Below are 10,224 nucleotides of genomic sequence, written 5' to 3' on the forward strand. Positions count from 1 at the left end.
GCCACGACATGGCATTGGACGACGCAAGCGTGGGCACGGTGCCCTGGACGATCAAGGGGGAGTTGATCCTCAACTGCAACTGCACGGTATTCTGCCCCTGCGTGGTGAGCCTTGGCAAACACGCACCCACCGAAGGCTACTGTCAGGCGTGGTCGGGCGTGCGCATTGACGAGGGGCAGTATGGCGATACCGATCTCAGCGGCCTCAACGTGGGCCTGATGCTGGAAATCCCCGGCCTTATGGCGCGCGGCAACTGGAAGGCCGCTGCCTATATCGACGAACGCGCCAGCGAGGCGGCCTACGAGGGGCTGGTCAATATATTCTCGGGCAAGGCGCGCGGCACCACCGGTCTCTTCGGGGTGCTGGTCAGCGAATTCCTGGGGGCTGAGCGCGCGCCGGTCATCTTCGAGACCGAAGGCAAGGCCCGCCGCCTGATGGTCGGCAAGAAGATCCAGGGCGAGGTGGTCCCCGTCGAGGGCCACAAGGGCGAGGATATCGTCGTCACCAATACTGAATACTGGATGGGCCCCGATATTACAGTGGCCACCGCCACCAAGGGCCGCGTGCGCGCATTCGGCCGGGTCTGGGATTTCGACGGGCGCAGCGCGGAAATCTGCCAGATCGACTGGAAAGGTCCGCGCTGATGATGCTGACGGCGGATTATGTCGCGCTCATGGCGCGCTATAATGCGTGGCAGAACGCGCAGATCACCCGCGCCATCGACGGGGTGAGCCTCAAGGTGCTGACCGAGGATCACGGGGCGCATTTCTCGTCGATCCTCGGCACGCTCAACCACATCCTCTGGGGGGATCGCATGTGGCTGCACTGGTTTGGCGTCGAGGACACCCGCCCCGAAGGCGGGATCAAAGAGAGCACCACGCTCACCCCCACCGGCGCGGCATGGAGCGCCGAGCGCTTCACCACCGATGGCCGCATCAAGGCATGGGCGGGGCGCGTCCACAGCATCGACCTCACCGGCGATCTGACCTTCTATTCGGGGGCCTTGGGGGCCGAGATCACCACCCCGATGGCCGCCTGCGTCACCCATTTCTTCAACCACCAGACCCATCACCGGGGGCAGGTCCACGCGATGCTGACCCGCGCCGGGCTGCCCGCCCCGGTCACCGACATTCCCTTCATGCCCGAGGATCACGCATGACCACACCGCTCCTGTCCCTGTCGCGCCGGTTGCGCCGCACGCCCTTTTCCGACGGGGTCGAGGCGGCGGGGGTCAAGGCCTACACGGTCTACAACCACATGCTTTTGCCGACGGTCTTCCGCTCCATCGAGGAGGATTACCGCCACCTGAAAGACGCGGTGCAGATCTGGGACGTGGCCTGCGAACGGCAGGTCGAATTGCGCGGCCCCGATGCGGGCCGCCTGATGCAGATGCTGACCCCCCGCGACCTGCGCGGCATGACGCCGGGGCTATGCTATTACGTGCCCATCGTCGATGAGACCGGCGGCATGCTCAACGATCCTGTCGCCGTGAAACTGGCCGAGGACCGCTGGTGGATCTCGATCGCCGACTCGGACCTGCTCTACTGGGTGCGCGCCACCGCGCATGGCTGGCGGCTGGATGTGCTGGTCGATGAGCCGGATGTCTCGCCGCTGGCCATTCAGGGCCCGCGCGCCGATGACCTGATGGCGGCGGTCTTCGGCGACAGCGTTCGCGACATCCGCTTCTTCCGCTTCGGCGTGTTCGACTTTCAGGGCCGCGACATGGTGATCGCGCGCTCGGGCTATTCCAAGCAGGGCGGGTTCGAGATTTATGTCGAGGGCTCTGACCTCGGCATGCCGCTCTGGCACGCGCTGATGGAGGCGGGCAAGGACATGGACGTGCACGCCGGCTGCCCCAACCTGATCGAGCGGATCGAGGGCGGCCTCTTGAGCTACGGTAACGATATGACCGACGACAACACGCCGCATGAATGCGGGTTGGGCCGGTTCTGTAACACCCACACGGCGATCGGGTGCATCGGCCGCGACGCCCTGCTAAGGGTCGCCAAGGAAGGCCCGGTGCAGCAGGTCTGTGCCATCGCCATCGAGGGGGATGCCGTGCCGCCCTGCCGCGAATGGTGGCCGGTTCTGTCGGAAAAGGGCAAACGCGTGGGCCGGATCAGTTCCGCCGCATGGTCGCCGGATTTTGACACCAACGTCGCCATCGGCATGGTGCGGATGACCCATTGGGACGCGGGCACCGAATTGCGCATCAGCGCCCCCGATGGCGAACGACGCGGCGTGGTGCAAGACGGGTTCTGGGCCTGAGCGGTCCTTGAGCGTGGGAGTGAGGGGCCAGCCCCTCACACTCCCCGGAGTATTTTTGGAAAGATGAAGCAGGGGGCTGGCCCTGCGATCGAAAAAGGAGAGCGATATGTTCAACGCATTGGTCGTCGAGAAGGACGAGGAAAGCGGTAAGACCTCCGCCGCGGTCAAGCAGATCACGGTCGATGACCTGCCACACGGCGAGGTGCTGGTCGCGGTCGAATATTCCACGGTGAACTACAAGGACGGGCTCTGCGTCGGGCCCGGCGGCGGGCTGGTGCGCAACTATCCGCATGTGCCGGGGATTGATTTCGCCGGAATCGTGGAGGAAAGCAGCGACGACCGTTACAAACCCGGCGACAAGGTCGTGCTCACCGGTTGGCGCGTCGGCGAGGCGCATTGGGGCGGTTACGCGCAAAAGGCGCGGGTCAAGGCCGACTGGCTGGTGCCGCTGCCCGACGGGTTGGACAGCCGTCAGGCGATGGCCGTGGGCACCGCAGGCTTTACCGCCATGCTGGCGGTGATGGCGCTGGAGGATCACGGACTGAAACCCGGCCACGGCCCGGTGCTGGTCACCGGGGCGGCAGGCGGTGTCGGCTCGGTCGCGACCGCGATCCTTGCCAATCTCGGCCATGAGGTGGCCGCCGTCACCGGCCGCCCCGATCAGGAGGACTATCTGCGCAGCCTCGGTGCCACGCAGATCGTCGCCCGCGACGAGCTGACCGAGGTGACGAAGAAGCCGCTCGAGGCCGAGCAATGGTCAGGCTGCGTCGATGCGGTGGCGGGCGCGATGCTGGGCCGGGTGCTCAAGCAGATGAAATACGGCACGTCCGTCGCCGCCATCGGGCTGGCAGGAGGACCGGCTATCGAGGGCGCGCTGATCACCCCATTCATCCTGCGCGGTGTCAACCTTCTGGGCATCGACAGCGTGATGCAACCCTACGAGAACCGCACCCGCGCCTGGGACCGCATCGCGCGCGACCTGCCGATGGACAAGCTCGAGGCGATGGTGCAGCCCGCCTGCCTCGGCGATCTGCCCGAGCTTGGGCGCGACATCCTCAAAGGTCAGGTCAAGGGCCGCGTCGTCGTGGACGTCAACACCTGAGACTTGCCAAGACCCGCGCCCCCCGCTAGCCATGGCCTGAGCGGGGGGCGGCGACATGGACAGCGATCAGGGCATCACCATAAGGTACGTGCGCGAGGGCGATTTCAACGCCCTCTGGCCGATCCTGCGCGGCGTCATCAAGGCAGGCGACACCTACACGATAGAGCCGGGCCTCACCCGCGAGGCGGTGCGCGAGATGTGGATGCAGACCCCGCGCGCCACCTACGTGGCCGAGATCGCGGGCGAGGTCCTGGGCACCTATTACATCAAGACCAATCAGCCCGGCGGTGGCGCGCATGTCTGCAACGCGGGCTTCATGGTGAGCGAGGCGGCGCGCGGGCAGGGCCTTGCGCGGGCGATGTGCCTGCACGCGCAGACGCAGGCCCGCGCCATGGGCTATCTCGCGATGCAGTTCAATTTCGTGGTCGAGACCAATACCGGGGCGATCAGGCTCTGGGAGGATCTCGGCTTTGAGACCGTGGGCCGCCTGCCGCGCGCCTTTCGGCATCCCGTTGAGGGCCTTGTCGATGCGCGCATCATGTATAAATGGCTCGGCGACTGAGACTGCCCCCGCATTGAGAACTGGCGCGATGCCCGGACCTGTGGCAGAGTGCCGCGCATGACGCGCGTTTCATTTGGTCTTTGTTCAAGATTGATTTTGGTTGTCGCCCTGAGCGTGGCGATGGCGGCGGTGGGCTTTGCCCATCGCGATCTGACCGGGGAGACAGGCCGCAGCGTCAATCCCGATTACCTCGCCTATCTCGCGGCAGGCAGCAGCGCCGATGACCTCTGCGCGCATGACGCCCATGACGGCAGTGCCGATCACGACAGCGCCGCCACCGGATGCGAGGCCTGCCGCCTCGTGGCCTCGGTGCTGCTGCCGGGGCAGGCGGCTCTGCCCGAGCCATGGAGCGCGCCGCGTGAGACGCGGATCAAACACGCCCCGACGTGGCGTCTGGCACGGGCCTTCGCCCATGCCCGGCCCAATCCGCGCGCCCCGCCGCACGCCTGATTTCCTTAAAATTCGTCTCTTTTACCGCTTTCCCCCCGGCATCCGGGGTCTCTGATGGAGCCTTTCCATGACGTCGATCGACCCGACCCAATCCCCCGCGCAGGCACGCAGCGGGGTAAACCCGTTCTATTTCGCCGCCTGGCGCTGGCATTTCTACGCTGGCCTCTTCGTGATCCCGTTCTTCTGCATCCTTGCCGTCACCGGCATGCTGATGCTGTGGATATCCTGGGCCGACGGGCGCGACGGCGAGCGCACGCCGGTGATCCCGCAAGAGGCGGCCCTCGCCGTCTCCGAGCAGGCCGAAGGCGCGGTCGCCGCCATTCCCGGCGGCACGCTCAAGCAATACGTGGCCCCGCGCCGCGATGATCTCGCGGCGATCTTCCGCGTCGATCTGGAGGGCGAGGCCAACATGGTCGTCGTCGATCCCTACACTGCCGAAGTTCTGGAGATCTTCCCGCGCCGCTCCGGCTGGTACGATTTTGCCGATGGCATCCACAGCAACCTGATGCTGGGCGTGACCGGCGACCGCATGCTGGAAATCGCGGCCTCTCTGGGCATGGTGCTGATCGCCACCGGCCTTTACATGTGGTGGCCGCGCGAGGCGGGGTGGCGGGCGGCACTCATTCCCGCCTTTGGCCGTGGCCGCGCGCTCTGGCGCTCGCTGCACGGCGTTCTGGGCTTCTGGATTTCCATCGTACTGGCGTTCTTCCTCGTCTCCGGCCTCGCCTGGGCGGGCATCTGGGGCGAGAAGATGGTCCAGGCCTGGAGCCAGTTCCCGGCCGAGAAATGGGACAACGTGCCGCTCTCGGACGATATCCACGCCAGCATGAACCACGACCGCAAGGAGGTGCCCTGGGCGCTGGAACAGACACCCATGCCCGCCTCGGGCAGCCATGCGGGCCATGCGGGCGTCGATGCCGAGGGCGGCAGCGCGGTGGATATCGACACGCTCGACACGCTGGCGCGCGAGATCGGGTTCGACGCCCGCTATCAACTCAACCTGCCGAATGGCGAGGCCGGCGTCTGGACCATCAACCGCGATTCCATGAACACCGACGACACCGACCCGACCAGCGACCGCACCGTGCATGTCGACCAGTTTACCGGCAACATCCTCGCCGATGTGCGCTACGCGGATTACTCGCTGGCGGGCAAGGCGATGGCCGTGGGCATCGCGCTGCACATGGGCACGCTGGGGCTGTGGAGCGTGCTGGCCAACACCGTCTTTTGCCTCTCGGTGCTGTTTCTCTGCGTCAGTTCCGTGGTGATGTGGTGGAAGCGTCGCCCGGCGGGGGCAGGCGGGCGTCTCGCCGCGCCGCCACTGCCGCGTGACATGCCGATGTGGCAGGGCGCGGTGCTGGTCGGGCTGGCGGTGTCGTTGGCCTTCCCGCTCGCCGGGCTGACGCTGATCACGGTGCTGGCGCTCGATGTGCTGGTGCTGCAACGCCTGCCCGCACTGCGCCGTCTGGTCAGTTGATCACCGCCCCCGCTGTGGGGGCTTCAATATGAGGATTGCGAAACCCCGTCCCGAAAAGGGCGGGGTTTTGTCGTTCCGGCGGGATCGGGTGGGACTGTCCGGGAAATATGGGAAATCATGGGTCGAAACTGCGCCGCCTTGATGGCCCGGCGTGAAAATCGAATCAATCCGACGTGAATCACGGCCTTCAGAGCCGCCACAAGCCTGTTGATTTGCCGCGTCCGGGCCTGTAATCACGCGATCAGGGCGCAGATTTCCAAAAAATTTTGGAAATCATGGGAAGTCATAGGAAGTAAATTCAATGCGCATATATGGTGTCACATCTGACACGCTTGACTATATAAGCTATCCTTAAGCCTGAATTCGGCACATTATGTTGTTTCGAAGGGGCCTTGGAAGCAACATCCTGTGCCTGACAGTGCAAAAAAACATTGCCATGGGACAATTTCCCATAGTATCAATAAACCACGATGAGGACGGGAACACAGAGGGGCAGCAAGACCCCAAAAACTCCCAAGTCAGGTTTCATACAGGCACCCGCTTTCATCGAACAAAGAGATCCGGCGCGCGAGCGAGCAGACATCCCCCCAGGTGGCGCGCGCAGTCGGACACCCCGCTCAAGCGGGACGAGGGCGGCGGGTTGATCAGTGGCAGCAGATCAACCCGCCGTTTCGTGTCTCAGGGGGCAGGTTTTCAACCGGGGGCGTAGCAAGGGACCGACGGGACAGTGGGCCGGATATTCAGAGGCGAGAGTCTCTACAAGGTGGATGGAAAGGGCAGGGTGTCTATCCCGGCTCTTTATCGCCGTGTGATCGAAGCCTCTGATCCGAACTGGACCGACGGCCTCAGCCCCGAACTCATCATCGTCTATGGCGACCACCGCCGCAATTTCCTCGAATGCTACACCGTCGAGGCGATGCAGGAGGTGGACGACAAGATCGCCGCCCTGCCGCGCGGCTCGCAGGCCCGCAAGCATCTCCAGCGTCTCTTTCACGGCCAGAGCTTTCCCACCTCGGTGGATGAAACCGGGCGGCTGGTGCTCCCCGCCAAGCTGCGCCGCAAGATCGACCTCGAAGGCGAGGCGTTCTTCATCGCCGCAGGCGACACGTTCCAGATCTGGAAGCCCGAGACCTACGAGTCCGAAGAGCTGGCCAAGACCGAGGAATGGCTCGACGACTTCCCAGAGGATTTCGACCCGCTCATCCTGCTCGACACTCCGGACGGGGCGTAAACCATGGCCGCTGCCGCCGCCACATCCCCCGACGCCCCGCATATCCCGGTCCTGCTGCGCCCGCTTCTGGCGGCCGTCGCCCCCGTCACCGGCACCTGGCTTGATGGCACGCTCGGTGCGGGCGGCTACGCGCGCGGGCTGCTTGAGGCCGGGGCAGGGCAGGTCATCGGCGTCGACCGCGACCCGCTGGCGCTCGATCTCGCGCGCGACTGGGGCGCGGACTACGGCGACCGGTTGCGCCTCGTGCAGGGCAATTTCGCGCAGATGGATGACTATGCCACGAGTCTCGACGGCGTCGTGCTCGATCTCGGTGTCTCTTCGATGCAGCTGGACGAGGCCGCACGCGGCTTTTCCTTCCGAAACGACGGCCCGCTCGACATGCGGATGAGCCAATCCGGCCCCACCGCCGCCGATCTGGTCAACGAGACGCCCGAGGCCGAACTCGCAAACATCATCTTTCTCTACGGCGAGGAGCGCGCCAGCCGCCGCATCGCCAAATCCATCGTCCGGGTCCGCGAAGACGCCCCCATCGAGACCACGCTGCACCTCGCCGGGGTCGTCGAGCGCTGCCTGCCGCGCCCCAAGCCCGGCCAGACCCACCCCGCGACCCGCACCTTTCAGGCGATCCGCATCGCGGTGAACGATGAATACGGCGCGCTGATCGAGGGGCTGGAGGCGGCAGAGCGTGCGCTCAAACCCGGCGGACAACTGGCGGTCGTGACTTTCCATTCCATCGAGGACCGGATGGTCAAACGCTTTCTTCAGATCCGCGCCGGTGCCACTGGCGGCGGCAGCCGCCACGCGCCCAAGATCGAACAGCCCGACCCGCAATTCACCCTGAAATCGCGCAAGGCCATCGTCGCGGACGCGCAGGAACTGGATGAAAACCCGCGCGCGCGCAGCGCCAAGCTGCGCGTCGCCACCCGCACCGAGGCCCCGGCGGGCCATATCGACCGCAGCGCCATCGGCATGCCGATGCTCAAGGGGGGCAAATGATGCGCAGCCTGCTTTATGTTCTCACCGCGCTGTCCGTGATCGGCCTCGCCTTCTGGGCCTACCGCGAGAATTACCGCACCCAAGAGGCACAGGCCGAGGCGCAGCACCTCCAGAATGCCATCGGCGACGCGCGCGCCCGGCTGCGCGTGCTCAACGCCGAATGGGCCTATCTCAACCGTCCCGACCGGCTGATGGATCTGGTGGAACTGAACTACGACAAGCTCGGCCTTCTGCCGCTCCAGCCCTATCAGTTTGGGCGCATTGATCAGGTCGCCTTCCCCGCGCCGCCCGAATTGCCGATCACCAACCCCGTCGACGTCTCGAACTCGGAGCAACAGCCATGATCCGCACGCCCCTGCGTCCGCTCGCCCGCATCCTCGAGGCCCGCAGCCGTGGCGAGAACCCCGACGCCATCGAGCGCGAGAACATCCGCCTGCGCCACGAGGAAATGCGCGACCGCGCCCGCCGCCGCGCCGAAGGGCGGCTTCTGGTGCTGGCGGTGTTCTTCTTCTGCGCCTTCAGCCTCGTGGGCGGGCGCATGGCAGTGCTGGCACAGTCCGAGCCGGGCGAGCCGCGCACCAGCGTCGCAGGCGCGTCGATCCTCGCGCAGCGCGCCGATATCGTCGATCGCGAGGGCCGGATCCTCGCCACGAATTTCGACACCCACAGTCTCTATGCCCAGCCCCGCGACATGATCGACCCCGACCATGCCGCCGACAAGCTGGTGGAAATCTTTCCCGATCTCGACCGCGCCCGCCTGATCCGTGATTTCACCGGAACGCGCAAGTTCCTGTGGATAAAGAAGAAAATCAGCCCCGAGCAACAGCAGGCCGTGCATGATATCGGCGAGCCGGGCTTGCTCTTTGGCCCGCGCGAGATGCGGCTTTACCCCAACGGCTCGCTCGCCGCGCATGTGCTGGGTGGTGCCAGTTTCGGGCGCGAAGGCGTGCATGCCGCCGAGGTGGTGGGCGTCGCGGGCATCGAGAAATACTTCGACGAGCGCCTGCGCGATCCCGCCCGCGCGCATCAGCCGCTCACCCTGTCGCTTGATCTCAGCGTGCAGGCCGCGATGGAGCGGGTGCTGCATGGCGGCATGAAGATCATGAACGCCAAGGGGGCTGCGGGCATCCTGATGGAGGTCGACACCGGCGAGGTCGTGGCCGTCGCCTCCTTGCCCGATTTCGACCCCAATGACCGCCCCGCCGCCCCGACCGAAGGCAACCCCGATGACAGCCCGCTCTTCAACCGTGCTGTGCAAGGGGTCTATGAGTTGGGATCGGTGTTCAAGGTGTTTGCCGTGTCGCAGGCGCTGGAACTTGGCCTCGTGAACCCCGACACGATGATCAACACCCAGAGCCCGATGCAATGGGGCAAGTTCCGTATCCGCGATTTCCGCAACTACGGCCCGGAATTGAGCGTCACCAAGGTGATCGTCAAATCCTCCAACGTCGGCACTGCCCGTATCGCAATGGACATCGGCGCGGCGCGTCAGCGCGATTTCCTCGATAAGCTCGGCTTCATGCAGGCCTCGCCGCTGGAAATCACCGAGGCGTCGGGCAGCGCCCCGCTCCTGCCCAAGAACTGGTCGGAACTGTCGACCATGACGATCTCCTACGGCCATGGCCTCTCGACCAGCCCGATGCATCTGGCCGCCGCCTATGCGACCATCGCCAATGGCGGGCGGCGCGTGACGCCGACGCTGGTGCATGGCGCAACACCCACCCTTGGCGAGCGCGTCATCTCCGAGACCACGGCAGACGCCATGCGCCACATGATGCGCAAGGTGGTCAGCGAGGGCACCGCCAGCTTCGGCGAGGTGGCAGGCTATGCCGTCGGCGGCAAGACCGGCACCGCCGACAAGCCCAAGGCACGCGGCGGCGGCTATTACGACGACAAGGTGATCGCCACCTTCGCCAGCATCTTCCCGGCGCATGATCCCAAATACGTGCTTGTCGTCACGCTCGATGAGCCGGTCGAGACCTCAGGCGACGAGCCGCGCCGCACCGCAGGCTGGACCGCCGTGCCAGTCGCCGCCGAAATCATCCGTCGCGTCGCTCCGCTCATGGGGCTGCGACCCGAGATTGAACCCGCAGACCTTGCTGCTATAAGGCGGACATCCAACTAATCGCGGCAAGGCG

Annotated in this window: 11 protein-coding genes; all 11 read left to right on the forward strand. The window is 65.5% G+C overall.

Going from position 1 to position 10,224, the window contains the following annotated elements:
• Positions 1-8 precede the first annotated feature (8 nt).
• The 11 genes from PVU19_RS06975 (at position 9) to PVU19_RS07025 (ending at position 10,211) form a co-directional block, all read left to right on the forward strand.
• Positions 9-644 (forward strand): DUF1326 domain-containing protein, encoded by a 636-nt coding sequence (locus tag PVU19_RS06975; RefSeq protein WP_050662020.1) that lies wholly within the window; start codon positions 9-11, stop codon positions 642-644.
• The gene (locus tag PVU19_RS06980; protein WP_050662021.1) at positions 644-1,159 is read left to right on the forward strand and encodes a DinB family protein; all 516 of its coding nucleotides are present in this window, start codon (positions 644-646) and stop codon (positions 1,157-1,159) included. The genes PVU19_RS06975 and PVU19_RS06980 overlap by 1 nt, the downstream gene beginning before the upstream one ends.
• Positions 1,156-2,268: a dimethylsulfoniopropionate demethylase gene (locus tag PVU19_RS06985; protein ID WP_050662022.1), complete on the forward strand. Its 1,113-nt coding sequence runs from the start codon at positions 1,156-1,158 to the stop codon at positions 2,266-2,268. The genes PVU19_RS06980 and PVU19_RS06985 overlap by 4 nt, the downstream gene beginning before the upstream one ends.
• A 106-nt stretch (positions 2,269-2,374) precedes the next feature.
• Positions 2,375-3,370 carry an acryloyl-CoA reductase gene (acuI, locus tag PVU19_RS06990; protein ID WP_050662023.1) on the forward strand — a complete coding sequence of 332 codons (996 nt, stop codon included), beginning with the start codon at positions 2,375-2,377 and terminating at the stop codon, positions 3,368-3,370.
• A gap of 55 nt (positions 3,371-3,425) precedes the next feature.
• The gene (locus PVU19_RS06995) at positions 3,426-3,932 is read left to right on the forward strand and encodes a GNAT family N-acetyltransferase (protein WP_050662024.1); all 507 of its coding nucleotides are present in this window, start codon (positions 3,426-3,428) and stop codon (positions 3,930-3,932) included.
• Between the two features lie 90 nt (positions 3,933-4,022).
• Positions 4,023-4,382, forward strand: a complete 360-nt coding sequence (locus PVU19_RS07000) for a DUF2946 family protein (RefSeq protein ID WP_152911603.1) — start codon at positions 4,023-4,025, stop codon at positions 4,380-4,382.
• A 67-nt stretch (positions 4,383-4,449) separates the two neighbouring features.
• Positions 4,450-5,859, forward strand: a complete 1,410-nt coding sequence (locus tag PVU19_RS07005; protein ID WP_050662026.1) for a PepSY-associated TM helix domain-containing protein — start codon at positions 4,450-4,452, stop codon at positions 5,857-5,859.
• 727 nt (positions 5,860-6,586) lie between these two features.
• Complete coding sequence (gene mraZ / locus PVU19_RS07010; protein ID WP_082237462.1) at positions 6,587-7,090, forward strand: division/cell wall cluster transcriptional repressor MraZ; 504 nt, start codon at positions 6,587-6,589, stop codon at positions 7,088-7,090.
• Positions 7,091-7,093: 3 nt separating this feature from the next.
• A complete protein-coding gene (gene rsmH, locus PVU19_RS07015; protein WP_050662027.1) occupies positions 7,094-8,086 on the forward strand; it encodes a 16S rRNA (cytosine(1402)-N(4))-methyltransferase RsmH in 993 nt (330 codons plus the stop codon).
• Positions 8,086-8,430, forward strand: a complete 345-nt coding sequence (ftsL, locus tag PVU19_RS07020) for a cell division protein FtsL (protein WP_175477383.1) — start codon at positions 8,086-8,088, stop codon at positions 8,428-8,430. The genes rsmH and ftsL overlap by 1 nt, the downstream gene beginning before the upstream one ends.
• Positions 8,427-10,211, forward strand: a complete 1,785-nt coding sequence (locus PVU19_RS07025; protein ID WP_050662029.1) for a peptidoglycan D,D-transpeptidase FtsI family protein — start codon at positions 8,427-8,429, stop codon at positions 10,209-10,211. Before ftsL ends, PVU19_RS07025 begins: the two co-directional genes overlap by 4 nt.
• Positions 10,212-10,224: the final 13 nt, after the last annotated feature.

This window comes from Roseovarius tolerans (assembly GCF_028885395.1).
In the GTDB taxonomy this organism is placed as follows: Bacteria; Pseudomonadota; Alphaproteobacteria; order Rhodobacterales; family Rhodobacteraceae; genus Roseovarius; species Roseovarius tolerans.